Annotated in this window: 24 protein-coding genes; 7 read left to right on the plus strand and 17 right to left on the minus strand. The window is 59.3% G+C overall.

Annotation, left to right across the window (positions count from 1 at the left end; all coding sequences use genetic code 11):
- Window positions 1-107 precede the first annotated feature (107 nt).
- From tatB to sigE, 4 genes are all read right to left on the minus strand, one after another.
- A complete protein-coding gene (gene tatB, locus ADA16_RS11535) occupies window positions 108-722 on the minus strand; it encodes a Sec-independent protein translocase protein TatB (RefSeq protein WP_048761022.1) in 615 nt (204 codons plus the stop codon).
- Between the two features lie 138 nt (window positions 723-860).
- Window positions 861-2,180, minus strand: a complete 1,320-nt coding sequence (locus tag ADA16_RS08795; RefSeq protein ID WP_048761024.1) for a S1C family serine protease — start codon at window positions 2,178-2,180, stop codon at window positions 861-863.
- Window positions 2,180-2,545: an anti-sigma factor family protein gene (locus ADA16_RS10800; protein WP_239659417.1), complete on the minus strand. Its 366-nt coding sequence runs from the start codon at window positions 2,543-2,545 to the stop codon at window positions 2,180-2,182. Before ADA16_RS10800 ends, ADA16_RS08795 begins: the two co-directional genes overlap by 1 nt.
- Before the next feature lie 78 nt (window positions 2,546-2,623).
- Window positions 2,624-3,277, minus strand: a complete 654-nt coding sequence (gene sigE, locus ADA16_RS08805) for an RNA polymerase sigma factor SigE (protein WP_048761027.1) — start codon at window positions 3,275-3,277, stop codon at window positions 2,624-2,626.
- Window positions 3,278-3,434: 157 nt separating this feature from the next.
- Between sigE and ADA16_RS08810 the strand changes: the two genes are divergently transcribed.
- Window positions 3,435-4,109 (plus strand): O-methyltransferase, encoded by a 675-nt coding sequence (locus tag ADA16_RS08810; RefSeq protein WP_048761030.1) that lies wholly within the window; start codon window positions 3,435-3,437, stop codon window positions 4,107-4,109.
- 259 nt (window positions 4,110-4,368) lie between these two features.
- On the opposite strand, the gene glgC is transcribed toward ADA16_RS08810, so the two are convergent.
- Window positions 4,369-5,586 carry a glucose-1-phosphate adenylyltransferase gene (gene glgC, locus ADA16_RS08815; protein ID WP_048761348.1) on the minus strand — a complete coding sequence of 406 codons (1,218 nt, stop codon included), beginning with the start codon at window positions 5,584-5,586 and terminating at the stop codon, window positions 4,369-4,371.
- 112 nt (window positions 5,587-5,698) lie between these two features.
- On the opposite strand from glgC, the gene glgA reads away from it, so the two are divergent.
- The 3 genes from glgA to budA all read left to right on the plus strand — a co-directional run bounded on the left by glgA (window position 5,699) and on the right by budA (window position 9,570).
- On the plus strand, window positions 5,699-6,895 hold the full coding sequence (gene glgA / locus ADA16_RS08820) for a glycogen synthase (RefSeq protein WP_048761034.1): 1,197 nt from the start codon (window positions 5,699-5,701) through the stop codon (window positions 6,893-6,895).
- A 212-nt stretch (window positions 6,896-7,107) separates the two neighbouring features.
- Complete coding sequence (locus ADA16_RS08825) at window positions 7,108-8,631, plus strand: glycoside hydrolase family 5 protein (protein WP_048761038.1); 1,524 nt, start codon at window positions 7,108-7,110, stop codon at window positions 8,629-8,631.
- Between the two features lie 198 nt (window positions 8,632-8,829).
- Window positions 8,830-9,570, plus strand: coding sequence for an acetolactate decarboxylase (gene budA, locus ADA16_RS08830; protein ID WP_048761040.1), 741 nt, complete (start codon window positions 8,830-8,832; stop codon window positions 9,568-9,570).
- 3 nt (window positions 9,571-9,573) lie between these two features.
- Here budA and ADA16_RS08835 read toward each other — a convergent pair whose 3' ends face one another.
- The 6 genes from ADA16_RS08835 to ADA16_RS08855 form a co-directional block, all read right to left on the minus strand.
- Window positions 9,574-10,449, minus strand: coding sequence for a methyltransferase domain-containing protein (locus ADA16_RS08835; RefSeq protein WP_048761043.1), 876 nt, complete (start codon window positions 10,447-10,449; stop codon window positions 9,574-9,576).
- A 381-nt stretch (window positions 10,450-10,830) separates the two neighbouring features.
- Entirely contained in the window at window positions 10,831-10,998 is a 168-nt protein-coding gene (locus ADA16_RS10855; RefSeq protein WP_005509573.1) for a DUF3117 domain-containing protein, read from the minus strand.
- Between the two features lie 195 nt (window positions 10,999-11,193).
- A complete protein-coding gene (gene folP / locus ADA16_RS08840; RefSeq protein WP_048761047.1) occupies window positions 11,194-12,006 on the minus strand; it encodes a dihydropteroate synthase in 813 nt (270 codons plus the stop codon).
- A 45-nt stretch (window positions 12,007-12,051) separates the two neighbouring features.
- Window positions 12,052-12,879: a TIGR00730 family Rossman fold protein gene (locus ADA16_RS08845; protein ID WP_048761049.1), complete on the minus strand. Its 828-nt coding sequence runs from the start codon at window positions 12,877-12,879 to the stop codon at window positions 12,052-12,054.
- A 113-nt stretch (window positions 12,880-12,992) separates the two neighbouring features.
- Window positions 12,993-14,129, minus strand: a complete 1,137-nt coding sequence (gene dapE, locus ADA16_RS08850; protein ID WP_048761053.1) for a succinyl-diaminopimelate desuccinylase — start codon at window positions 14,127-14,129, stop codon at window positions 12,993-12,995.
- Window positions 14,126-15,025 carry a hypothetical protein gene (locus ADA16_RS08855; protein WP_239659418.1) on the minus strand — a complete coding sequence of 300 codons (900 nt, stop codon included), beginning with the start codon at window positions 15,023-15,025 and terminating at the stop codon, window positions 14,126-14,128. The genes dapE and ADA16_RS08855 overlap by 4 nt, the downstream gene beginning before the upstream one ends.
- Before the next feature lie 83 nt (window positions 15,026-15,108).
- On the opposite strand from ADA16_RS08855, the gene ADA16_RS08860 reads away from it, so the two are divergent.
- The 3 genes from ADA16_RS08860 to dapD all read left to right on the plus strand — a co-directional run bounded on the left by ADA16_RS08860 (window position 15,109) and on the right by dapD (window position 18,717).
- Window positions 15,109-16,101, plus strand: coding sequence for a succinyltransferase (locus ADA16_RS08860; protein ID WP_048761060.1), 993 nt, complete (start codon window positions 15,109-15,111; stop codon window positions 16,099-16,101).
- Between the two features lie 124 nt (window positions 16,102-16,225).
- The gene (locus ADA16_RS08865) at window positions 16,226-17,629 is read left to right on the plus strand and encodes an amino acid permease (protein WP_275042188.1); all 1,404 of its coding nucleotides are present in this window, start codon (window positions 16,226-16,228) and stop codon (window positions 17,627-17,629) included.
- 116 nt (window positions 17,630-17,745) lie between these two features.
- Window positions 17,746-18,717 (plus strand): 2,3,4,5-tetrahydropyridine-2,6-dicarboxylate N-succinyltransferase, encoded by a 972-nt coding sequence (dapD, locus tag ADA16_RS08870; RefSeq protein ID WP_048761064.1) that lies wholly within the window; start codon window positions 17,746-17,748, stop codon window positions 18,715-18,717.
- Here dapD and ADA16_RS08875 read toward each other — a convergent pair.
- The 6 genes from ADA16_RS08875 to ADA16_RS08900 form a co-directional block, all read right to left on the minus strand.
- Window positions 18,710-19,654 (minus strand): pseudouridine synthase, encoded by a 945-nt coding sequence (locus tag ADA16_RS08875; RefSeq protein WP_048761067.1) that lies wholly within the window; start codon window positions 19,652-19,654, stop codon window positions 18,710-18,712. The genes dapD and ADA16_RS08875 overlap by 8 nt on opposite strands.
- Before the next feature lie 110 nt (window positions 19,655-19,764).
- Window positions 19,765-20,892, minus strand: coding sequence for a succinyldiaminopimelate transaminase (gene dapC / locus ADA16_RS08880; RefSeq protein WP_048761070.1), 1,128 nt, complete (start codon window positions 20,890-20,892; stop codon window positions 19,765-19,767).
- Window positions 20,893-20,947: 55 nt separating this feature from the next.
- Window positions 20,948-21,271, minus strand: coding sequence for a ferredoxin (gene fdxA / locus ADA16_RS08885; RefSeq protein ID WP_048761072.1), 324 nt, complete (start codon window positions 21,269-21,271; stop codon window positions 20,948-20,950).
- A 234-nt stretch (window positions 21,272-21,505) separates the two neighbouring features.
- Window positions 21,506-22,027, minus strand: a complete 522-nt coding sequence (locus ADA16_RS08890) for a hypothetical protein (RefSeq protein WP_048761074.1) — start codon at window positions 22,025-22,027, stop codon at window positions 21,506-21,508.
- Entirely contained in the window at window positions 22,020-22,973 is a 954-nt protein-coding gene (gene mshB / locus ADA16_RS08895; protein ID WP_048761077.1) for an N-acetyl-1-D-myo-inositol-2-amino-2-deoxy-alpha-D-glucopyranoside deacetylase, read from the minus strand. The genes ADA16_RS08890 and mshB overlap by 8 nt, the downstream gene beginning before the upstream one ends.
- 8 nt (window positions 22,974-22,981) lie before the next feature.
- Window positions 22,982-25,120: an ABC transporter family substrate-binding protein gene (locus tag ADA16_RS08900; protein WP_048761079.1), complete on the minus strand. Its 2,139-nt coding sequence runs from the start codon at window positions 25,118-25,120 to the stop codon at window positions 22,982-22,984.
- Window positions 25,121-25,155 lie beyond the last annotated feature (35 nt).

Genomic DNA, 25,155 nt, shown 5'->3' on the forward strand with positions numbered 1-25,155 from the left:
ACTACTTCTCCTGGTCGAAAGTGGTGATGCATTCACCGCCTGAACCTACCACCTGAAAGCGTCATAAACCTAGTCAGCAACTTGCGGTCGGGAACGGTTTGCAACCTCTATAGGTTGTCGTCGTCGACCCAGGCCTGCACCCCACGGGGCTGCTGAGGTTGTTGCGGTTGTTGCGGCTGCTGTGGTGTTTGCTGTGCCTGCTGCTGGCGAGCCTGGGCAACCGGATCCTGCCATGCACCCGGCTGCTGTGGCTGCTGGTATTGCTGTGGCTGAATTGGCTGGGCTGGCTGCTGGTTCATGTTGGACTGCTGATTTTTCTGGCCTGCAGCACCAACGGCGCCAGCCGCACCGGCTACTCCAGTGGCTCCGGTGGGTCCACCGGCTCCACCGGCTCCAGCCGCACCAGCTCCACCACCCGCTGCGGGCTTACCGGAGAGCATGTCCAGATAGGTGTCATCGCCGTCGAAAAGCGTCCTGGTGATGGCGGTCTTCGGGTTGAGGCGACGGAGATCGTTGAGCTCCTGCAGCGGCTTGCGAAGATCGTCGAAGTCTTCACCGAACTCGTCCGAGAGGTTATCGCGTGCGTCATTGATCGCGGTGCGCGCGGCCAAGACCATTGCGCGAATGTCCTCAATTACCTTCGGCAACCGCTCAGGTCCGATGAGAATTAATCCGAGGATAAAGAGGACGAGAATCTCGCCCCAGCCAACATTAGAAAACACGTTATACCACCTTAGTTGCAGTGAAACTCACATGCAGCATTGCGCGGCCAAATCCCACGACACCTGCCAAAAATAGCTAGAACCAGCCAAGTCCAGCCAATCCCAGCCATGCCGCACCCAGCCAGAACCAGCAACACCCTACTCCGGCGTGATTCTCGCCTCCAGCTCGGCTCCGTGGCGAACAATCTTCAATACCGCCTCATTACCAGCGCCAACAGTCCACAGCGCCACCGTGAGCTCATCTGCGGACGATACGGCACGGTCGCCCACAGCCGTAATCACATCGCCTTCCTGGAGGCCTTCCCGGTCGGCGACGCCTCCAGGCAGAATACTGGCAATCTCGGCGCCAGTCAGTGCGCCATTGGACACCGTCCGCGCTGTCACACCAATTCCTGGGTGAACCGGCTGTTCACCGGCCATGAGCTGCTCGGCGATGGCGACTGCTGAATTGATTGGAATCGCAAAGCCCAAGCCCTGCGAGCCACCCGAGCTACTGAAAATCACCGTATTAATACCGACGATTGCACCGCGGATATCCACCAGTGGACCACCCGAGTTACCCGGGTTGATGGAGGCATCGGTCTGAATCGCATCGGCGTAGCCATCCGTATCAGTCCCCTCAGCAGCCAGGCGTACCGGCCGATTAAGCGCCGAGACAATTCCCGAAGTCACCGTTCCGCCCAGCCCCTGCGGCGACCCCATCGCAATCACCGTGTCACCGACTGCAACCGCATTGGAATCACCAAGCTGCGCCACAGTCAGCCCCGCAACGTCTTCGACCTTAATCACGGCAAGGTCGGTCTTCGGGTCACGGCCAATAATCTTGGCCGGCACCTCTTTCAACTTGCCGCCGTCCCAAAACGTTACCGAGACCTGCATATCCTGACGGTCCGCCACCGCCGAAACGACATGGTTATTCGTCAAAATATGACCGTCACCATCAATGACAAACCCCGAGCCCACGCCCGAGACCTCACCGGCACTGACCGCAATCGACACCACTGCGGGACGAAGAGTCTCCGCCACCTTGCCGATTTCGGTCAAATCACCGTTGCCCGGGCGCCCCTCGACCTGTTGCAACTCCACACGCTGGTAGTCCGAGCGGAAAGTCTTGCCAGCCCAACCTCCAACAAAGCCGCCAACACCGCCAATCAGCAGCACCACGGCCGCCGATGCCGCAAGCACACGCCACGGCACCTCGCGGCCAAAAATCACTTCCCGCGCGCTGACGCGGGGAACCGTCCTCGGGCGAGTTTTCTTCTTCGCTTCGGGTTTGCGCGCTGGACGCCCCGTCGTCATGCGTGACGACGAATCTTGCCACGGCGAATACTCTTTAGTGGTGGCGCTGGTGTCGTCGTCAAGCTTCTGCCCTGGCGCACGCTGTAACCCGCCAGTTGCGGCGGCACGATCGGCGTCTGGGGCAAACGCGGAATCATCGAAAGAGCGATGTTTGCCCACTAGTGACTACCGCCTTTACGAAAACCGCGAACAATCTGCTCCAACGCAGCAGTCAGCGACTCCGGCGGACGGTGCGCGAGATGACGCGCGGACCGGCGGGGCTCAGCGTCCTCGCCACTGCCTGCGAAATCCGCGATACGAGCGCGCAGCTCAGCGGGAATGTGCAACGCCGCACTATCACGCAGACGCTTAGCCGCCTGCCGCTGCTTCGCAACCTCCCGGCGACACTCCGAACACGCCATCAAATGTGCCTGCGCGCGGCGCTCAGCCACGAGCGACAACTCGCCATCAACAAACGCGGCAATCGCCTCGGTGCCGAGATGCTCCGTCGACAAAAAACGCTTGTCATCGTCCTGCCGAATCACAGACTGCAGCACCTCCAGAAATCGCACCTACATAACTAGCCCCACAATAGCCGCTCCCGCGGATTGAGTGCGGGAAAACTAGCCTGCGGTGACCGACTCCGGCAGTTCCTGCCGCTGCCTCTCCAAGCGCTCCAAGGTTGCGCGCAGACTGGAACGCGCCCTGTGAATACGGGACCGCACCGTGCCCATTTTGAGACCAAGGGTGCTAGCGATTTCCTCATACGTCAGCCCCACGACATCGCAGAGGACAACCACCGCGCGATAATCCGGCTGCAGCTCAGCCAGCGCAATTTCCAAATCCGGGTCAAGCATCGCGTCATCGACGGCCTGCTCCGGAGTCTTCAGCGTACCCGGGACGCGGTCATAGTTTTCCGGCAGTGCTTCCATCCGGATGACCTGCCGGTGCCGGACCATATCCAAGAACAAATTTGTGGTAATCCGGTGCAACCAACCTTCAAAAGTGCCGGGACGGTAGGACTTCAGTGAGCGGAACACACGCATGAACGTCTCCTGCGTCAGGTCTTCCGCGTCCTGCTGGTTACCAGTCAACCGATATGCGAGACCGTAAACGCTATCCGCGTGGGCCTGGACAAGTTCGGACCACGACGGCATCTCCCCCACACCTGCATCGAAAGCCGCGGTGCCGGACAGTTGCTCAGTTGCATCAGCAACCGGGGCGTCTTCGCCGGTGTCGCCTGCGCTGACTTGTTCGGGCTTGACTCGTTCGGGCATGGGTTCAGTGTTCCTTACCAACCTTAGGTTTGTAGTGACCTTACCCTGAAAATAGTTTGAGAGTCCAGAGAAGTTTAGCGTGCTTTTAGCCACCTACTCCCGTGCCTACCGGCGCGCCCCTCTGCCCTGCACGGAGTTTTTTCCTACGCTGTAGAGCGTGTCCGAAACGAGTTCTTCAGCTACCCCGCTATCCGCACATGACGCTATTGCACAGCACGTCAACAACACAACCGTAGTCTCCGAGACCCTCGGCAGCGCCCGTGAGAGCGCTCGCGAATACGGAGTTGCCGTCCCCGATACGATGACCGGCGCCGCGTTGACCTCGCTCATGGCTCTGGCCAGTGCCCGCCGCGACGGCCACCCCGCTGCAGTCATCGCATCCCCGGCAGCAGGCGTAGTCGGGCTGCATCTCGCCGCCGGTCTTGGCGACGACGGCGTACTCACCTGCATCGACCCGGAGCTCGAGCACCAGTCCCTGGCCAAGGCCGCTTTCCGAGCCGCAGGCATCCGACCCAACCGCCAGCGCTTTTTGCCCTCGCAACCGCTGGAGGTCATGGATCGCCTGGCCGCCGACTCCTACGACCTGGTCTATCTGGACGTTGCCCCGGCAATCCTCCGCGCTGCCCAGGAAAAAGCCTGGCCGTTGCTTCGCTCTGGCGGCGCACTCGTGCTGACCGGCGCACTTCTCGACGGCACCATCGCTGACTCGTCACGCACTGACCGTGACACCGTCGCCGCCCGCGAAGCCGACGAATACATGCTCCAGCTTGACGACGCTTACGTGATGCGCCTCCCTCTGGCAGCTGGCACCACTGTGCTGGTGAAGAAGTAGTTATCTCCTGTTTGCCAGCTGGCAGCGGTGGCTGCGATGGCGGCGGTGGCGGCTGGGCCAATGCGAGTTACTGCCTGCGTTTATGTCAAAAATAGCCCGAAAAATGGCCTGAAAGTGTCATAAACTCGCACAGTTTCACATTTGCAGCCCGCAATTTTTCGGGGTTGCCGGTCTTCGGACTAACCCGCAAAAAGGGTCAATAAAAAGGCACGTACCACACGGTACGTGCCTTTTTTGCAGCCAATCTGGCTCAGACAGGCTAAATAACCTGGCCCTTACCGACGGCCACAACGCCACCAGCGCTGACCTTGAAGCGCTCTGCGTCCTTCTCCGGATCGACACCAATGATGGCGCCGTCGGAGACAACAACGTTCTTGTCCAAGATCGCGTGACGAACCACTGCTCCGCGGCCGACGCGTACACCTGGGAAGAGAACCGAGCCCTCCACCGTCGCGCCATCCTCGACCACAACGTTGGTGCTAACCACCGAGTTGCGGACTGTGCCACCAGAGACAATCGAACCGGCACCCACCATGGAAGCCTGAGCAATACCGCCCTGGACGAACTTCGCCGGAGGCAGGTTCTCCTCCGAGAAGGTGTGGATTGGCCACTTCTTGTTGTAGAGGTTAAACACCGGGTGGACGGAAATCAGGTCCATATTGGCCTCGTAGAAGGCATCGATGGTACCGACGTCACGCCAGTAGCCCTTATCACGTTCGGTCTCACCCGGAACGTAGCTGTCCTTGAAGTCCCAGACGAAGGCCTCGCCCTCCTCTACCAACATCGGAATGATGTCTCCGCCCATGTCATGGTCGGAGTTTTCATCTTCCGAGTCACGCTTAATTGCGTCGATAAGCGCGGAGGTAGTGAAGATGTAGTTACCCATCGACGCGAACGTCGAGTCTGGGTCATCTGGGGTGCCAGGCGGATCAGCCGGCTTCTCCAGGAACTCGGTGATTCGGTTATTGTCATCCGCATCGATGACACCGAATGCGCTGGCCTCGGAGCGTGGGACACGGATACCCGCAACGGTAACGCCAGCGCCAGACTCGATGTGGGCCTCCAGCATCTGCTGCGGGTCCATACGGTAGACGTGGTCGGCACCGAAGACGATGACGTACTCCGGATCCTCGTCATAAACCAAATTCAGCGACTGCAAAATCGCGTCAGCCGAACCGGTGAACCAGCGCTTACCCAGACGCTGCTGAGCCGGCACCGGAGTGACGTACTGGCCGGTGATGCCGGACAGCTGCCACGCCTGCGAAATGTGACGGTCGAGCGAGTGGGACTTGTACTGGGTCAGCACACAGATTTTTAGGAAACCTGCGTTGACCAAGTTCGACAGCACGAAGTCGATAAGCCGATAGCTACCGCCGAAAGGCACGGCGGGCTTAGCGCGGTCTTCCGTCAGCGGGAAGAGACGCTTGCCTTCGCCACCGGCAAGGACAATGGACAAAACATGTGGTTGACTCCTCACACCAACCAACCTATATGCGATTTACTTTCCTCGCTGCCAGTCTCCCCTCCCCACTACCCACACCCGGGCATATCAAGCGACGGAAATTGTCAAATCTGGTTACGCTGGAGCTATGCGTGTTGCCATGATGACCAAGGAATACCCTCCGGAGATTTACGGCGGAGCAGGTGTTCACGTAACTGAATTGACCCGTTTCATGCGCGGCCTCGACGGCGTTGAGGTCGACGTGCACTGCATGGGCGGTCCTCGCAATGAGGCGGATGTTTTTGTCCACGGCGTTGATCCGGAGCTGAAGGATGCCAACGCCTCGATTAAGACGCTGTCCACTGGCCTGCGTATGGCCAATGCCGCTGCGGAAACCGACATTGATGTCGTTCACTCTCACACCTGGTACTCAGGCTTGGGCGGTCACCTCACCGGTCTACTCAAGGGCATTCCGCATGTGGCCACCGCGCACTCGCTGGAGCCACACCGCCCGTGGAAGCGCGAACAGCTCGGCGGCGGTTACGACGTTTCCAGCTGGTCCGAGCGCAATGCTATGGAATACGCGGACGCCGTCATTGCTGTCTCCGCGCGCATGAAGGACGCCATCCTGGATGCCTACCCGCGCATCTCCCCAGACAAGGTTCACGTCGTGCTAAACGGCATCGACACCGAGCTGTGGCGCCCGCGCCCGACGTGGGAAGAGTCCAAGGAGCAGAACGGCTGGTCCGTCCTGGAGGACCTCGGCGTCGACCCGTCTCGCCCGATGGTCGCTTTCGTCGGCCGCATCACCCGCCAGAAGGGTGTCGCTCACCTGGTCAAGGCCGCATCGCTTTTCGACGACGGTGTGCAACTTGTACTGTGCGCCGGCGCGCCGGACACCCCGGAAATCGCTAAGGAGACCGAACAGCTCGTTCACGACCTCCAGGAAAAGCGCGACGGCATTTTCTGGGTGAAGGACATGCTGCCGAAGGAAAAGATCCAGGAAATCCTGACGGCTGCAGATTCCTTCGTCTGCCCGTCTATCTACGAGCCGCTGGGCATCGTCAACCTCGAGGCTATGGCCTGTGGCACCGCCGTCGTCGCCTCTGATGTCGGCGGTATTCCGGAGGTTGTCGTCGACGGTGAAACCGGCACTCTGGTTCACTACGACGAGTCCGATCCGGAGGGCTTCGAACGCGACATTGCTGCCGCTGTCAACAACATGGTCGCTGACCGCGAACGCGCTGCCAAGATTGGCCAGGCGGGCAAGAAGCGCGCCGAGGATGTGTTTAGCTGGGAGAACATCGCCGAGCAGACCGTCGAAGTCTACAAGTCTTTGATGTAGCAGGCCGGTTGTCGCGCACCGTTTCTATGCCGCGGCTGCGCACCACACGGAGCCTCCTCACAAGACCCATCGCTTCCGAAGAAGCGGTGGGTCTTTTTCTTTGCCTCTTGCTAACCCCGTTCAGGACATTTACTTATGCCATTGACCACATTTTCTAAGCCTAAGTTGAATTTTGGGTGACTTTATCAATACTGGTCAATAGCATATTGAGTATGAGATTCACTAAGAAGGTGGCAGCAGTAGGCGCCGCCATTGCCATAGCGCTAGCGGGTGCAGTACCGCATCAGGCGCTCGCTACCGAAGTAGCGTCCTCCCCCGACACCGCTACCATCACTGAGCGTGGGCCCCTTGGACAGTCCGGCCGCTGGTTCACCGACGGCGACGGCCGAGCTTTCCTCACTCAGGGTTCAAACATCGTCTACAAGCACGATCCCTACACTCCAGAGGCCGGTGGCTTTAATGAGGACGATGCTGACTGGCTCGTGGAGCAGGGCTTCGACTCCATGCGAGTCGGCATTATCTGGAAAGCAGTAGAGCCAAAGCCCGGCGAGTACGACGACGAATACCTGGATTCCATTGCCCGCACCATCTCCATGCTCACTGAGCGTGGAATCGCGGTCTTGGTCGATGCCCATCAGGACATGTACAACGAAAAGTTCGAGGGCGAATTTGCCCCGGACTGGGCTGTCATTGACGACGGCGTTCCCAGCCTTCTAAAGGTCGGCTTCCCGGCTAACCAGGCCCTCAATATCGGTCTCATTAGGGCATACGACAACTTCCTGAATAACCGCGAAGGACCGGGTGGCGTTGGGCTGCAGGAGCGTTATGCAGCCATGTGGGGTCATGTCGCAAAACGTCTCGGTGACATGCCGGGACTGATGGGCTACGACATCATAAATGAACCTTGGCCGGGTTCGGCATACCCACTGTGCTACCTGGCTCTGGGCGACTGTGGTCCAGCTAAGGCAAAGCTCGATGAACTGCACCAGAAGGCTGCAGATCAAATTGTCGCCAAAGATGCAGACGCAATTGTCCACTACGAGCCCTACTCCATGTGGAACACGGGATTGAATACCAATCCGGCCGCGCCAAAGGTTCCTGAAACCGCAGGTACGGCCCTCAGCTGGCATGTCTACTGCACCACAAACGCCCTGTTCAATACCTACACGGGCTGCGACTTCTTCGATGGTCGCGTCTTCGACAATGCAGAAATCGTCTCGTCCGGTAACGGCTCGGCCACACTACTGTCCGAGTTCGGCGCTACCGACGATGCCGATACCCTCAACGGCGTAATTTCGCTTGCCCGCCGCCACATGGTCGGCTGGCAGTACTGGTCCTACTGCGGCTGCAACGATCCGACGACGCAGAACCAGAAGGAACAGGGCATGGTCTTCGACCCGACTGTTCCAGGGCCGGTAGGTGCTGATGCCTTCAACCGCGACAAGATGACCATCCTCGCCGCTCCTCACCTGCGGGCGGTCGCGGGTACTCCACAGGCCACTGAATGGAACGCAGACACCCGGGTCTACCAGGCCAGCTGGAATAACAGCCGTGTCGATGGCACCGGAGTTTTCGCACCTGGTTCCACCAGCGAGCTCGTTGTGCCCTCGATCAACTTCCCGAATGGGTTTACAGTGAATGTCGAAGGCGGCCACGCCACCGTTGCTGCCGATGGCCAGACGGTTCATATCGTCTCTACTGCTGACCAGGTTACTGTCACCATCCAGCCGAAGTAAGACGAGCCGACACAGAACCAGACGAGGCAAACTCCCGCGGCTCACCGAATCACGCCCTGTGGAAGACTCCACAGGGCGTTATTCGTACCACGAGACCCTTCCCCCCCGTTTTCCTTCCCCTCGTTTTCCTCCCCCCACAGCCCTGCCCGCAGATCCGCCCAAACTTGAGCCATAAATATCGCGAATATAATGGCTGGCATGACCACTCACGAGAATTTTCCAACGGTCCGACACACAATTTTCCAAAACTCACTGATGTCCGCGCTGCTCGATGGCATCTACGACGGCGAGATGACCATTGGCGAAATCCTCGGTCATGGCAACTTCGGCATCGGCACCTTCGACGGCCTCGACGGAGAGATGGTGATTCTCGACGGGGTCTGCTGGCAGGTGCGTCACGACGGCTCCGCGACCCGAGCCACCATGGATCAGCGCAGCCCCTACACAGTGGTGACCAACTTCGTCCCCCACACGGTGATGGATGCGCCGGAAAACCTGACTCGCAAGGAAATTAGCCCCATCATCGATTCCCTGGTACCGAGCCAAAACTTTATGTACGCACTGAGGATTACCGGCGAATTTGAGTGGGTAAAGACTCGAACCGTCGTGAAGCAGGAAAAGCCGTACCAGAAGATGGTTGATGCGACGGAAGAAGATGCGTCGGTTGATTTTGAGAACCTGAGCGGCACGATTGCGGGCTTCCGCACGCCAGTCTACGAGAAGGGAATTTCGGTGCCCGGCTGCCATGTGCACTTCCTCGCCGAAGGCGGCACCGGCGGCGGGCATGTACTGGACTTCAAGCTGCGTTCAGGCACTATCGAGTTGTGCCCGGGCACTGACCTGCAGCTCCGTCTTCCGCTAACGGCGGAATTCTCGGATGCGGATCTGGATCCAGAAGACCTGGATGATCAGATTCACAAAACCGAGGTTAAGGAGTAGACGCTAGTCTCCCGGTCGGCCAAGACGAGTTACATAGGCGCGGGCGGTAACGTGCATTTCTGCAGGTAGCGCTGCAATGCGCTCCTGCAGCACCTCCGGGTGAATATGGCGTGCCGACGGGCTCATACCAATCTGAGCGGCAATTGCACTCTGATTGAGGTTCATATCGAACTCCACCAGCTCCGGGTCACCAACAGGCACAAGGTGGCCCTCTGCCTGGGAAATCATGCGCTCGACTTTGCCACGCTCGACGTCGATGATGCCCAGTGGCTCGCGAAGCTCGCCTAGGTGACCGGTGGTGGCAGTCAGAACTACGACCTGGCCGCCTGGCTTAAGTACGCGGGCGAACTCCTCCGCGTTGCGAGGTGCGAAGACAACCGTGAGGGCATCGATGGAGCTATCACGCAGCGGCAGACGCGCCCACGCATCAGCCACAACCGCACCGAGACGCGGATGGCTCTTCGCAAGGTGCTTGGCGGCCGGCACAGACACATCGATGCCGATGCCCCGAGAATTGGGAATGCTGTCCAGCGTGTGTGCAAGGTAGTAACCAGTTCCCGCACCGACTTCGCAGATGACCGGGCTGGCGGCCTCGGACACGTGGGCGTCGTCAAGCACGTCCTGGACGTTGCCAGTAACCGCCTCAACGAATGGACCATAGTGGCCGCCAGAGAGGAATTCCTCACGGGCGGTAATCATCTTGGCATCATCGCCGGTGTAGCGCAGACCAGCCCCGCCGGCGAGCGTGACATAACCCTGGCGGGCGATGTCATAGCTATGGCCGGATTCCGACTTCAGAGTCATTCGTTCGGCATCACCAAACTTCAAATCAGTGCCATCGATTGGGTCCGCAAGCACATCAATGATGTCAGCTAGCACGTCGGTCACTCCTCAAACTGAGCTAGAAAAATAATTTTTACCATCTTAGCCCGTGTCGAGCTCAGCCAAGTAACTCATACCTGGCGATTCGATAATCCGACTTACTCGAATCCAACTCGTTGGCGGGTTAATGACTGCGTTTATGTGTGGCGCCGGCAGGTCAATGCAAGTTAGTGACCGCGCTTATAGCAAAAATGGCCAAAAAATGGCCTGAAAGTGCTATAAACTCGCACAGTTTCACATTTGCAGCCCGTACTGTTGTTCATAAACCCTCATTCGAGCCGTTATCACCTGAAAAGGCAAAGGCGACCTACACCACTTGTGTAGGTCGCCGCTGGGTCAAAACCGGACAGGCCCGACCACTACCCGGGCACTACCCCGCTACTCCACTACGGCTACGAGCTCAGCGCCGAGCTCCTTTGCTTCCTCCGGGGAGAGTTCCACGACCAGGCGACCGCCGCCATCTGCGGGGACGCGCATCACAATCTTCTTGCCCTCTTTAACTGCCTCCAGCGGACCATCACCGGTACGCGGCTTCATTGCTGCCATGTGAACTCCTTCGTTCTAAGACAATGTCGATGCAGGAGACCACCAGCTACCTCAGTCCAACTGGGGCAGCCGGGAGATTGACAATCCCGGTTTAGAATCCCGGTTTAGAATCCCGGTCGGCATTTCGACTACTTCTCTTCATCATAGTCTTTTGTCTCACGCAGCGACATGGGTTAAGTGGGCAGGGCTACGCCCCTACACCAGCCCACGCACCGGATGCAGTGGCGCAAAATCACCGGAAATGGCCAGCGTCATACGGCAGACATCGAGGGTTTCGGCCACCTGATGCGAGCGGAACACCGCAACACCGGCAGCTGCCGCATGAGCGGTCGCGGCCAGAGTGCCGGGCACACGCTGCTCGACCGAGCGGTTCAGCGTTTCACCAACGAAGTCCTTATTCGACAAAGCCATGAGTACCGGCCAGCCTGTAGCCACGAGCTCATTGCACCTCCGCAGAAGTTCGAGACCGTGGTAGGTATTCTTGCCAAAATCGTGGGTGGGATCGATGAGAATCCGGTCCTCCGGCACGCCAGCGTCCACTGCCCTCTGGGCAAGCTTGCCGGTCTCTGAGATGACATCGTCTACGACGTCGTCGTAACGCACGCGAACCGGATTGGTCCGTGGCAGTGCCCCACCGGTGTGCGAACAGACGTAGCCCACCCCGTGTGCGCCCGCAACTTCCAGCAGTTCCGGATCGTGGCCTGCCCATGTGTCGTTGATGAGGTTGGCGCCGGCTTTGATAGCGGCCTCTCCCACTTCGGCACGCCAGGTATCGACGCTAAGGTGCAGGTCAGAATAGCGCTCGCGAACCTTCGCGATGGTCGGCACCACTCGATCAATCTCTTCGGCAACGGTGACTTCCGCGCCGATACCGGCCTTGACGCCTCCGATGTCGACGATGCCCGCACCGGCAGCAACAACTTCATCGACGCGGGCGAGCGCAGCCTCCTCCGCTGCCGTCGCGCCACGGTCATAGAACGAATCCGGGGTGCGATTGACGATGGCCATCACCGTCGGCACCGCAGAGTCCTGATAAAAGCTCCGCACAGCGTTTTACCTCTCGCTGAAGCGGCGGACGCGCCGGAGCTTCTCACGAACGTCGGAGGTCTGCTCGCACTCTTCCATCAGCTTTTCGTGCGCGGTCTCGATGTACTCGACGGCTTCTTCAATGGAGTCGGTGACCAAGAAAAGGTCCATATCAGTCGGCGAGATTAGCTCCATGGCCACCAGTTTCTCGCGCATCCAATCAACCAGGCCCGACCAGAACTCAGTGCCCAGCAGCACAATCGGGTGATTCTCCACCTTCTCGGTCTGCACCATCACCAGTGACTCAAAGAGTTCATCGAGAGTGCCGAAACCGCCCGGCAGACAAATAAACGCCTGCGAGTACTTCAGGAACATGGTCTTGCGCACAAAGAAGTAGCGGAAGTTCATGCCCAGGTCGACCCAGTCGTTCAAGTGCTGCTCGTGCGGCAGCTCAATGCCCAGACCAATGGACAAACCATCGGCATCGTAGCAACCTCGGTTAGCCGCTTCCATGATGCCCGGGCCACCACCAGTAATGGTCGCGTAACCGGCTTCTGCCAGCGCTTTGCCCAGGTCAAAGCCCAATTGGTAGTACGGGCTGTCCTCGGGCAGACGTGCCGAACCGTACACCGTCACTGCCGGCGGAATCTCCGCCAACGCACCGAAGCCGTCAACGAACTCCGACTGAATGCGCAGCACACGCCAAGTGTCGTTGTGCAGCCAGTCCGTGTTCGGATTGTGCGACAACAGCCTGCGGTCGGTCGTGGACGCCTGCGGTTCGCCCGCCTGTCGGATTGCGATGGGGCCACGGAGTGCACGGCGCTTAGCTGGGGACGGAGTACGTACAGGTTTCATAACCTCACAATGTATGTCAGCAATGACATACGCGCACCCGCTCAGCGTGACAGGGTGTGATTCGAGGCCATCACAGGTACTTAAGCAGTGCCTGTCGCAGCTGCTGGACGAGGTCAGCCAGCCACGGGCGCGGTGGTCAGGTACCGTCGCAAATCCGCCCACAGTGCCGTAATGCACTCGACCGGAATCTGCTCGTCTTTCTTGTGGCAGTACGCCGGGTCACCCGGGCCAAAGTTCACCGCAGGAATGCCGAGCGCCGAAAAACGCGCCACATCCGTCCACCCAAACTTGGGCTTTACGACGTCGCCTGCGACCGCAACCAATTCCTTAGCAGCAGCCGCATGCAATCCCGGCAGTGCCCCAGGGCTCACATCTTCGACATCGACGGTGAGATCCTCTGCCGCAAACTCGTCGAGCCCCAGCACCTCGCGAAAGTGCACCATGGCCTCGTCGGCACTACGGTTGGGTGCGAACCGAAAGTTGACCCGCAGCACTGCCTTGTCGGGAACCGTATTAGTGGCAACGCCGGCTTCCACCCAAACGACATTGAGACCTTCGCGGTAAGCCAACCCGTCGATGTCCACGATCTGCGGCTCGTACGCGGCAATGCGTGACAGCACCGGCGCCAGCTTATGCACCGCATTGTCACCGAGCCACGCCCGAGCCGAGTGCGCGCGTGTGCCGTGAGCGGTTAGCCGCAGGCGAATAGAGCCCTGACAACCAGCCTCGATGGCATTACCGCTGGGCTCGCCCAGCAGGGCGACATCGCCGGTCAGGAGCTCCGGATACGACTCACTCAAGTGACGCAATCCGTTGAACTCCGCCGCGATTTCTTCGCATTCATACATAATGAGCGTCAGGTCGCGCTGCAGCTCCTGGCTTGCCGCCAGCGTCGCAAAAGCATGCAGATAGACCGCGTCACCACTCTTCATATCCACGGTTCCGCAACCAAAGAGCGTATCCCGCCCCTGCGCGTCTACCCCACGCGTCGAAGGCACATTATCCGCAGTCGGCACCGTATCCAAGTGCCCCGCCAGAATCACGCGCTGTGGCAACCCGCGATGGGTACGCGCAATCACGTTGTTATCTATGCGCAGGACCTCAATCGACTCATCTGCCTGCGCGACCTCACGCAATGCCGCCTCGACGGCATCCGCAATCGCGGTCTCATTGTGGGACACCGATTCGATGTCCACCAGCGCCGCCGTAAGGTCGACAGGGTCTTGGAGCAGGTTTAACGTCGCATTCACATCAAACCAGCGTACAAACCATTGTGCGCCAGCGAAACCAAAACTTTGTGATGAATATGCGCCGCACGGCCGTTAATCGCATCACCGTTGGCAGGCGCACCACCGCCAAGGAACAGCGCCAGCTCATGTGGCTCTGCGGACGTCACCCCAATTCGTCCCTCTGCCGGGCGCTTGAGTCCATCAGCCACCTCAAAGACCAGGGTTTTCGCTCCCTCTGGGAGAGTCTGTGCGATGATCGCCTCCGGAGTTTCGCTTGTCGACGACCCCAGCGCCCGCTCCCCTACCGCCAATTCGGCGACATCCCCATTGACGTTATCTTCCTCAACAACACCCGCGCCGGGACCATAGACCACAGCCACACGAGAGCCATAGACGGCAATGACCGGCCGCAGCTCATTCGTGCTGACAATCACAGTGGAACCGGACAGCGGTTTACAGACGGCCGCGACAATCTTGGCGGTTGCATGTGGCAGCCGCACTGGAGCCGAATCGATGTCACGTCGATAAGCAGGACGGAGCGTTGCGGCAACATCCCCCAGCTCATCGCGTTCCCACATAGGCAGGGCATCGATACGGGCTTGCTGATCACGGCTCTTGCGCTCCAGCAGAAGGCGAGCAATCATGCCACCGCCGAGTCCCACGGCGATGGCAGCTGCGAGAACCAAGACAAGACGGTTCGGAGCGATTACCGCAACTACTGCAGCAATAATCACTCCAACAGCGCCGATCGGCATTGCCCTCGGCGGCAAAACGAAGCCAAAGAAGCTGGCCACAGCAAGAGTCCAGGCGCTGAATAGCGCGAAGCCGACGAAGAAGACCACCGGCAAGACCAGGATGAAACCTAGTCCGAGCACACTGACAGCAATGATGAGGCTAACCAGGAACCACTGCTTCATCTTTTGTGTGCTTTCAAGGCCAGCTAGGGGCATAGTTCATCCTTTCGCGAAGAATCCTTAGAGGGATACTAATATTAAGAATCATGATTACATCTGGTGCTGTCGCTACGGGAATCGCCAACATCGCAATGGACGGTACAGTTCTTGATACTTGGTTTCCCGCACCTCAGTTAAGCGATGAGGTCGTAGAATCGGGTACTCACCGACTCGGCGCCGCTGATTTAACCCCCCAGCTGCTGCGCCAGGTGATTTTGGACGAAGACCGCCGTGTGGAGCAGGTTGCGGTGCGCACGTCCATTGAGGATTTGTCGAAGCCTGCGATTGACCCACACGATGCCTACCTACGCCTGCATTTGCTCTCCCACCGCCTGGTCAAGCCGCATCAGCTGAATACCAAGGGCCTCTACGAGTTGCTCCACGTCGTGGCGTGGACCAACAAGGGGCCGTGTCTGCCAGATAACTTCGAGCAGCTGCGCACCCACCTGCGCGTTCGCGGTTTGATTCACGTCTATGCCATCGACCGCATGCCACGCATGGTCGACTATGTGCTGCCAGCCGGTGTCCGCATTGCAGAGGCCGAGCGTGTGCGGCTGGGCGCGTATCTGGCGCCGGGCACCTCAGTACTGCGTGAGGGATTTGTCTCGCTGAACTCGGGCACCTTGGGCCCGTGCAAGATTGAAGGGCGCCTGTCCTCCGGTGTCGTCATTGGCGCGCACACCAAGGTGGGTCTGTCAGCCTCTATCATCGCCGCCCACGACGATGACGGTCAACGTAAGCCGCTCACCATTGGCGAGCGCTGCCACATCGACATCGCTGCCGGCACCGTCGGCATCAGCCTCGGCAATGACTGCGTTATTGACCGAAGCATCCTCATCGCCCCCGATACACCCATCGATGTCCCCTCGGAAAACCGCCGTATTCAAGCGTGGGAGATTTCGGGTCACGACAACATGCACTTCTACCACCACCCGGACCACTCGGCAGTGTGTGTCCGCCGCACCGAACGCCCGGGCAACGACGAAGACGCCACTGCTTTCACTCAGCTTGCCGACGTGCCGGATGAGCTGGCCGGATAGCCTAAATTAGGTGCTCTGTTTACAACGTAAATTGGCACCCGAACTGTAAATGGGGGTAACCCCGTTCTACGGTTATTGCCCCTGTTATCAGCCAGGTAATGTTTGCGACATGACCGAATCGCAAATTACCTCCACCTCCAGCGAGACAACTCAGCTGGGCAAGGGGCTGCAGGTTCGACACCTGACCATGATGGGTCTCGGCTCCGCAATCGGCGCCGGTCTTTTCCTTGGTACGGGTGTCGGTATTAAGGCAGCTGGCCCGGGTGTTCTGATTTCCTATGTCATCGCTGGCTTCATCGTCGTCCTCGTCATGCAGATGCTCGGCGAGATGGCTGCTGCCCGCCCGACACCGGGTAGCTTCTCCACCTACGCTGAGATGGCCTTTGGCTCCTCGGCGGGCTTTGTCCTCGGCTGGCTCTACTGGTTCATGCTCATCATGGTGCTCGGTGCTGAAATCACCGGTGCCGGCGCCATCATGGGTGCGTGGTTCGGCATTCCGGGCTGGATTCCTGGCCTAATCTGTGTCGTCTTCTTCGCTGTGGTGAACCTGGCGAATGTGCGCGGTTTCGGCGAGTTCGAGTTCTGGTTCGCATTCATCAAGGTCGCAGTGATTATCGCCTTCCTGGTTATTGGCGTTCTTCTCTTCTTCGGTCTCCTGCCGGGCACAAGCTTTGTCGGTACTACGCATATTGCAGAATCCGGATTCCTCCCGAATGGCGCTTCCGGTATTGCTGCTGGTCTGTTGGCCGTGGCCTTTGCCTTCGGCGGTATTGAAATCGTCACCATCGCCGCAGCTGAGGCCGCAGATCCGCAGCGCTCCATCGCGGCTGCCGTCCGCTCGGTGATCTTCCGCATCTCTGTGTTCTACCTGGGCTGCGTGACTGTCATCATCCTGCTGCTGCCGTACGCCCAGATCGACGGCGCTGACTCCGCAGAGGAATCGCCGTTCACCCTGGTTCTAAAGCAGGCAAACATTCCGGGTGCGGTTGGCTTCATGGAGGCCATTATCGTTCTGGCGCTGTTGTCTGCATTCAACGCACAGATTTACGCCACCTCTCGTCTGGTCTACTCCATGTCCACCCGCGGTGAGGCTCCGCGTTTCTTCGCTCACACCAATGAGCATGCTGTGCCAAACCGTGCCGTCATCATGTCGATGGTGTTCGCCTTCTTCTCCGTTGGCCTGCAGGTTGTTTTCGACGGTTCGAGTGTCTTGGTCTTCCTGCTGAACGCTGTCGGTGGCTGCTTGCTGGTGATTTGGTTGGTCATTGCCCTGTCCGAAATCAAGCTGCGCCCGCAAATGGAGGCCAATAACGAGCTTTCCGTTCGCATGTGGGCTTACCCGACGCTGTCCTGGGTCGCGGTCATCCTGATTCTGGGCCTCGCTGTTGGCATGCTCACCGACCCGGGTGCTCGCCAGCAGGTCATCGCCGTTTTGTGTGTCACCGCGTTCCTCGCAGTACTTGCCGCACTGACTAAGAAGGGTCGTACCGCTGCGCGCGAGACTCTCGAGTCCACCGAGAGTAACTAGTCGACAGCAACTAACTGCAGGGCGTGACCGCTCTGCTACCCCTATCCGAACAATTCGTTCCTACACATTTACGGAATGCTTTTCATAGATAGGGATTTGCCGGTAGCCTGTTTTCCATGAAATTTGGAGCACAAGCTACCGGCATCGCCACTTTTAACCACGATTCTGTTCTCGACGTCTGGTTCCCCGCCCCCGAGCTCATCGAAGAGGGCGTCGCAACCTCCACAACGACTGGAACTATTGATGCCGATGCGCTGCCCGAAGATTTCGCCTACCTCGCAGATCTGGCCGTAGCCGATGCGGACCGCGGCACTACACGTCGTCTGGTCACGGCTACCATCGGTTCACTCGCTGACGCACCAGTCGACACCATCGACGTCTACCTGCGACTCCACTTGCTCTCTCACCGCCTGGTCACCCCCAACAGCATCAACCTGGACGGTGTTTTCGGAAAGCTCAACAATGTTGTGTGGACCAACTTTGGCCCCTGCGCTGTCGAAGGTTTCGAAGTAACCCGAGCCAAGCTGTCACGCCGCGGGACGGTCACCGTCTACTCCATCGATAAGTTCCCCCGCATGGTCGACTACGTCACTCCCACCGGAGTCCGCATCGGTGACGCCGACCGTGTGCGCCTTGGCGCCCACCTCGCAGAGGGCACCACAGTCATGCACGAGGGCTTCGTCAACTTCAACGCAGGCACGCTTGGGCACTCCATGGTGGAAGGCCGTATCTCTCAGGGCGTCGTTGTCGATGACGGCTCCGACGTCGGCGGCGGCGCCTCCATCATGGGCACACTATCCGGTGGAGGTAAGGAAGTTGTGTCCGTCGGCAAGCGGTGCCTACTCGGTGCGAACGCTGGACTCGGCATCTCGCTCGGCGATGACTGCGTGCTTGAGGCTGGCCTCTACATCACCGCAGGTACCAAGTGCCATGTCGCATTGGACGGCGTGCAAAAGACGCTCAAGGCACGCGAACTCTCGGGCGGGTCGAATATGCTCTTCCGCCGCAATTCGCTCTCTGGTGCGGTAGAGGTTGTGCCGTGGGCTGCTGAGAAGGTGAAGCTCAGCGCTGAACTGCACGCTAACTAGAAGTGGTCGGCCTGTCTGCTGGAGCCGCAATATTCCGCGTGCTCCGGTATGCACGTCGCTCGCCTGTGACAGGGTCGATGAACGCCAGCGCAGTCGCTGTCAGCCGCAGCTGCGGCGTGTACTTCGACGCGCCGTCTTCGCTTGCCGACGGCCCCTGCGCCCCCGCTTCCCCGCCATAAGTGTCCTCACCGAGAATCGGATAGCCCAACCAGTCCATCGTCGCCCGCAGCTGATGCGTGCGGCCCGTATGAGGCTGCAGCCGCCAGTGCGCCACCTGCATGCGACTGCCGCAATGCCCGCAGCCACAGCCGACTGTGTGGAGCGGAATGCTGGAGCTGGTCCCGCCACCGCCGCGATTGCTCGCCAGCACATCGCCGATATCCGCCGCTACCGGGCCCAGGAAGGTCACTGTTGTGTGTGCCAGCTTGAGCTTGGGATTCTCCGCAGCGGCGCGTGGTGGATCATTGGTCTCCACAACTTTTACTCCGCGCTCTGCCGGGTTGGGGTCGAGCAGGAGTGTGACTTCCCTGCTTTCTCCCGCATGCCAATCATCGGGCATCACGGTGAGGCATTCGTATTCTTTGGTGATTTCCTGTTTTTGGAAAAGCTGCTGGTACCGAGCACGCGTAACCGGATTCCGGGACAGCAGCATCAACCCGCTGGTGAGTAGGTCCAGACGGTGAACGGCCACAATTTCCGGTTCACCGAGGATGCCACGCAAGCGCTCCTGCACGGTATTGGCCACAATACGGCCATTGGGGGTTGCAGGCAGGAAAGGTGGCTTGTCCACCACCAGAAATTCATCGGTGTCGGCCAGAATTACCGGCTCAAAGGGGATGTACTCCTCACGCTCATGAGCAGCGACATCGACCTGGGCTGCCTGACGGTTCTTCTCAAGCCCCCACCAGTCATCGCGGTTGCCAGCGGCTCGCCCCACAGCACACTCCCCTTATTTCCCATTTCGTTCGATGCCGATATCGGCACCGTTGATAGCGCCTCGGTCTAGCCATACCAGCACATCTAGCCGACCCAACTGGGTTAGCAGAGCTAGCCGCGAATGCGCGCCGCTGCCACTTCGATGTCGTTGAGCGTCGCTGTGAGCCCCACCCGCACGTGCTGCGCCCCCTTGGGGCCGTAGAAGCTGCCCGGCGCGACCAGGATGCCACGTTCGGCCAGCCAATCAACCGTCTGCCAGCAGTCTTCCCCGCGAGTAGCCCATAGGTAGAGTCCGCCTTCGGAGTTGTCGATTCGAAAGCCTGCGGACACAAGTGCATTGTGCAGAATCTCGCGGCGATCACAGTAGCGCTGCTTCTGTTCGGCCTCGTGGGAGTCGTCGTTAAGCGCGGCGATTGTGGCGTGCTGGATGGGCCCCGGCATCATCAGCCCCATGTGACGGCGCACGGAAACCAGCTCCGCGATGAGATTCGCATCGCCGGCGAACCAACCCGCGCGGTACGACGCCATGTTCGAGGTCTTGGACAGCGAGTGGATAGCCAACAGGTTGGTGAAATCACCGTCGCATACTCGCGGGTCGAGAATGCTGACTGGCTGTTCGGTCCAGCCGAGCCCCAGGTAGCATTCGTCGGAGGCGACGATGACGTCCCGCTCACGAGCCCACTCAACTACCTTGCGCAGGTGCTCAACACCGAGGACCTTGCCGTTGGGGTTGCCCGGGGAGTTAATAAACATCAGTGTCGGCGAAGCAGGGCCAATCTGGGTCAGTGAATCCGCGCGCAGTAGCTCAGCGCCCGCAATGCGTACGCCGACCTCGTAGGTCGGGTATGCCAGCTCCGGAATGACGACGGTATGCCCTGCGCCTACGCCGAGGAGGAACGGCAGCCAGCCAATTGCTTCCTTGGTGCCGATGACCGGAAGGACATTGCCACCGTTGACCGCTGACTCCAGTCCCGTCACGCCGTAGCGCCGCGCCATTGCTGCATCGATCGCAGTGCGCAGCTCAGGCGTGCCGACGGTCTGTGGGTAACCCGGTTCCGCAGCGCCTTCGGAAAGGCTCTGCCGGATAATCTGAGCGACTTCATCGACCGGTGTACCAACCGAGAGATTCACCATGCCCTCGGGATACGCAGCCGCAGTGGCTTTCGCCTGCGTGAGAGAATCCCACGGAAACTGAGGCAGAAGAGAACCGGGAGTTACACGCTTGCGGGCAGCTGACATGAGCGGTGATGAAGTCCTTACCGGGAAAAGGAAATGGTTTTAATCCTCTGTGGATTTAGTCTTCTGCCTGCGGCGGCAGAGCTGCCACGAATGGCACGTCGAAGTCCTGCGGGCCGAGCTTGGCAGCGCCGCCCGGGGAACCCAGCTCATCGAACCAGTCGACGTTGGCATCGATGTATTCAATCCACTCATCCGGCACATCGTCTTCGTAGAAGATGGCCTCGACTGGGCAGACCGGCTCACAGGCGCCGCAGTCCACGCACTCATCAGGGTGAATGTAGAGCATGCGCTTGCCCTCATAAATGCAGTCAACCGGGCACTCTTCGACGCAGGCTCGGTCGAGGACATCAACACATGGCTGGGCAATGATGTAAGTCATGGTTTTAGGTTTAAGAACCTTTCTCACAAGATATGGGCTGAGGCTTTCGCTATCTGTCGATTATGCCGTTCCGACGAGAAGCAGAGCAAAAATAGACAGAGCGGTATATTCAGATTGGAGTCTACACCCAACGTAGGTGTTGTTTTCAACTAGCTCCAGAAATAGACATATTGATGCAGGGCTGCCCTGCATCAAGTCCTGAACCGCTTCCTGCGGGATCAGCTGCCATATCAGCTAGAGCGCCCGCAGATGACGCAATGGCCAGGCACCGCCCAGCACACCGAAACCGAGCAGCAGAACTGTTCGCAACCACTGCCCCATTGCCAAATCCCCACCGAAAGGCAGTACTGCCCACAGCAAAATGCCTGCAAAACCCAGCACCCAGATGACAGTCGGAATCGCAGCTTTAGAGCGATCACGAGTCCACAGCAACGCTGTATTGGTGATGATCAGATTGGCAATGTAGGCCAACGGAATAGTCCACGGCAACGGAATAGCAACCGAGCCGATGGTAATCCAGGCGCCGAGGAAAACTACCTCAATTACCAGCGCTGCTAGCGCAGCCAGCGACAGCCATACCAGCGCTACCGTGACCTCACCCTGATGAAAATTCTCGCGTGGCTGCGAACGTTCCGGATCACCCCAATAACGCTCATCCCCGAACGTGCGCTTTTCAATACTCAAGCGCTCGTTTTTCAACTTTCCACCAGCAGCGTTAATCACGTCTTCATTTTCGTGAGGTTGAGGATTACTCACCGTCCGCACTCACCTCCACCGCCGGGTCCGCGCCCGGCACCGAGTCGGCGCTTGCTACCGGATCCTGCAGCAATCGGATATCCGCCAGCTTACCCAGGGCTTCCAGGGTTGCAGTGGTCGCCGTACCAAAACGATAGGCCTCCGTCGGTGTCACCGGTTGACACAGCAAATTGGAAAACGCCCAGACGGCTCGTGCGCGACCAGAGCCATCAGTCTGCCCATAGACAGCATCCGGATTGACCTCACTGACTGAGCCATCGGCGAACCACACCTGCGTCGCATGCGCGCGCATCGCCTCAACCTTGGCAGCCACCGCGGTGTCGTCCAGTTGAACCTCGAAATGGCCGGTCACGGTGGCGAAGTCATCAACATCGCACGCCTGCCAGCTCTCCGGCACCACGGTAATGGCATCCAGTCCCGCCGCCATGGCCTCCCGGTCGGTGACCGCCCACAGCGTCGGAAAGCGCTTGCCACATGCCGCGACCGTGATCTCGTGCGCGCGAATGTGATCCGGGTGCCCATAGCCACCATCGGCGTCGTAGGTAATGACCACGTCCGGCTGCAACTCATCGAGGATGGTGCGAAGCTGGGCGACCGCCTCATCACCTGAGTTCACGAAGGCACGTGGATGCTCATTGCCCTTGTCACCGGCCATCCCGGAGTCACGCCAACGTCCAGCGCCGCCGAGGAAACGCGGCGCGTTATCAGGACCGTTGGCGCCTAACGCCCGCAGGGCCGAGCGCAACTCGGCCACGCGAAAACCTCCCAACTGGTCAGCTTTGTCAGCAACCAGCTCTTGGTACGGCGCGCCGATGACCTCTCCCAGCTCACCCATCGTGCAGGTCACTATGCTTACCGACGCCCCGGAGCGCGCGGCAGCCGCAATCAAACCACCTGTCCAAATGGACTCGTCATCTGGATGTGCGTGCACAAAAAGTAGTTTCACGAGCTTTCTTACTTCCCCTTGCTCTCCTGGTCGGCGCTATCGAGACCTTCATTGCTCTGGCCTGAACCGCCCTGCTTATTCTCTTCGCGCAGATCATCGCCCGATTGAGAGTTCTCAGACGATTCTCGAGCTCCATTTTGTGCAGAAACTCGGCGAACCTCTCCCAGCGTACCGAGACGCCCCAACACTGGATCATCCGTCCACTGTGAGGAGTCCTTGCGTCCAGCAATTGTAATTTCCGGACTGACCACCGTCAGCAAGCCGTCCTTCACCAAGGTCACCTCGATGCTGTGACCAGTAATGATGTCGGACAGTTCAGCGGGCAGCTCAGAGCTGTCGGGAGCGAGCAATTCATCAACTGCCGGGTCACATAGGCCGGCGAGATTCTCGCTCCGCGCAGCCGATTTCGGAGCAACAGGCACTCCACGCAGATCCCCTGACTCTGCAGCGGTAGGAGAACTGGACTGCTCAGACGGTGATGTCCCGTCCATCGAGCTTTGCTCTTCAGCACTCTTTTCCCGATCTCTACTTGGAGCTGGCTTTGTTGAACTGTCCACGCCATCAGACTCAGGCCCGGACTCGGTACTCGACTCTGCGCCTGCTTCGTCCAAATCCTTCGGCGGCAGCGAGCTAACCGATCCTCCTGTACACGCATAGCGTTCACGAGCCGCCTGCACAGAATTGGGTTGCTCTGCCCACGCCACCACGGCATCGACAGTTCCGTAGGGCAACGAAGAACGCAGCATGTCCGCCGGAGAATACGAAACGACTGTGGCGGGGATACCAGCCGCAGTCAGTTGGTCAGATACAGCAAAAGCTGCAGCTCGTGCCGGCACACCGTCACTGATGACGCCAATTCGCATCGGATTGTCCTCAGTAAAACCGGCTTGGGGCACCTTTGGCTGTTTCTGGTCGACACCTTCCTCAGAGCTACCTACAATTCGGCGACCAGTGGCCACCTCCGCAACCTCTGCAACATTTATGGTGCTCAGAATGGCGTGGCGGACGGACTCGTCGGCAAGTCTGCTCGACGCCAGATTTGTACTAAAAACCAGTTCTCGGTTCGGCTCATGGAAAAACTCAGCAACACCAGGAACCAGACCGTAGGTCAGTTCAGACGTCTCCTTCGGTCGGACCTGCACGGCCTGGATCTGCTTCGAGCGCAGCTGCTCCGCACCGTCGATGGCACTGCGCATGGCGCGCAGCGTGATAATTTCCGAGGTTGCTGGCTGCTCACCCCAGTAGCGGTCATTTCGAACTAGTCGAATGATATTGCGGCCGACATCCATCGACTCGACTGTGTACTGACCACCGGACGCCGGGAAACGGCTGGCCAACCCCTCGGAAAAACCATCAGTATTCGAACGCATCAGATGTGCTGGCAAAAGGTGGGCAAACAGCCGCTGCCACTGCGTAATCGGCTGGGTAAACTTCACGTCAATCTGACGGCCACCGTCGGAGACATCAATGGACTTAATCAGCTCATAGGTCGCCGTATCCAGGGCTCCTGGCGTGGACGTGACTTGGGAATACAGGTAACGGAAGTCCTCGCCGCTGATCGGCGTGCCATCGCTCCACTGTGCACCCTTGCGAATGCGATAGCGGACATGTTCGGCCGTCACCGTCGGATCAGTCACATCCACATCGGCTGCTTTCCAGCTGCCAGCCCCACTATTAGGAGTACCATCCTTGCTGTTGTCGTCGACTATGACCTGCACGGAATCCAGCAAGTCGGCGTTGAGCAGCCACTGAGGAATAACCGCTGAGCGAGCGTTCGCAGCATTATCTACCACTCCGGGAGCTTGCGAGGAGGCGGCAGCGTCACCTGTCCCGCCCGCTACTGGCGCGGGGGTGAAAACACTGGGCAGTGTCAGCCGCGCGACAAGGCTGGTCACCGGGGATACGTCGGCAAGCAAATGCGGGTTGAAGCCTTCGACAAATTCGTCGACGCCGACCGTGACCTCACGCATCTTTTTTACCTGGTCAACGGGGTCTTCCTGCTGCACCGGCGCTTCCTGCCTCCCGGGCACAGTCGGAGCGTCCGACGGACGAGCCATACACGAAGACGCCAAAGCCGCCGTCACGCAGAGCGTCGATGCTACGAAGAATCGACGGGAAGCTGCGTGACGACGGCTGCGAATAAACATATTCACGAGATTACTCGACACCTGGCTGAGTCAGT

Origin of the sequence: Corynebacterium vitaeruminis, from assembly GCF_001054325.1 — a bacterium.
Taxonomy (GTDB): Bacteria; Actinomycetota; Actinomycetes; order Mycobacteriales; family Mycobacteriaceae; genus Corynebacterium; species Corynebacterium vitaeruminis_A.

Bases quoted from the DNA above. Each gene is read 5' to 3' on its own strand.
- sigE (WP_048761027.1), bottom strand. From the start codon at position 3,277: ATGCCCGAACGAGTCAAGCCCGAACAAGTCAGCGCAGGCGACACCGGC.
- glgA (WP_048761034.1), top strand. From the start codon at position 5,699: ATGCGTGTTGCCATGATGACCAAGGAATACCCTCCGGAGATTTACGGC.
- ADA16_RS08825 (WP_048761038.1), top strand. From the start codon at position 7,108: ATGAGATTCACTAAGAAGGTGGCAGCAGTAGGCGCCGCCATTGCCATA.
- budA (WP_048761040.1), top strand. From the start codon at position 8,830: ATGACCACTCACGAGAATTTTCCAACGGTCCGACACACAATTTTCCAA.
- ADA16_RS10855 (WP_005509573.1), bottom strand. From the start codon at position 10,998: ATGGCAGCAATGAAGCCGCGTACCGGTGATGGTCCGCTGGAGGCAGTT.
- folP (WP_048761047.1), bottom strand. From the start codon at position 12,006: ATGGCCATCGTCAATCGCACCCCGGATTCGTTCTATGACCGTGGCGCG.
- ADA16_RS08845 (WP_048761049.1), bottom strand. From the start codon at position 12,879: ATGAAACCTGTACGTACTCCGTCCCCAGCTAAGCGCCGTGCACTCCGT.
- ADA16_RS08855 (WP_239659418.1), bottom strand. From the start codon at position 15,025: ATGAAGCAGTGGTTCCTGGTTAGCCTCATCATTGCTGTCAGTGTGCTC.
- ADA16_RS08860 (WP_048761060.1), top strand. From the start codon at position 15,109: ATGATTACATCTGGTGCTGTCGCTACGGGAATCGCCAACATCGCAATG.
- dapD (WP_048761064.1), top strand. From the start codon at position 17,746: ATGAAATTTGGAGCACAAGCTACCGGCATCGCCACTTTTAACCACGAT.
- dapC (WP_048761070.1), bottom strand. From the start codon at position 20,892: ATGTCAGCTGCCCGCAAGCGTGTAACTCCCGGTTCTCTTCTGCCTCAG.
- fdxA (WP_048761072.1), bottom strand. From the start codon at position 21,271: ATGACTTACATCATTGCCCAGCCATGTGTTGATGTCCTCGACCGAGCC.
- ADA16_RS08900 (WP_048761079.1), bottom strand. From the start codon at position 25,120: ATGTTTATTCGCAGCCGTCGTCACGCAGCTTCCCGTCGATTCTTCGTA.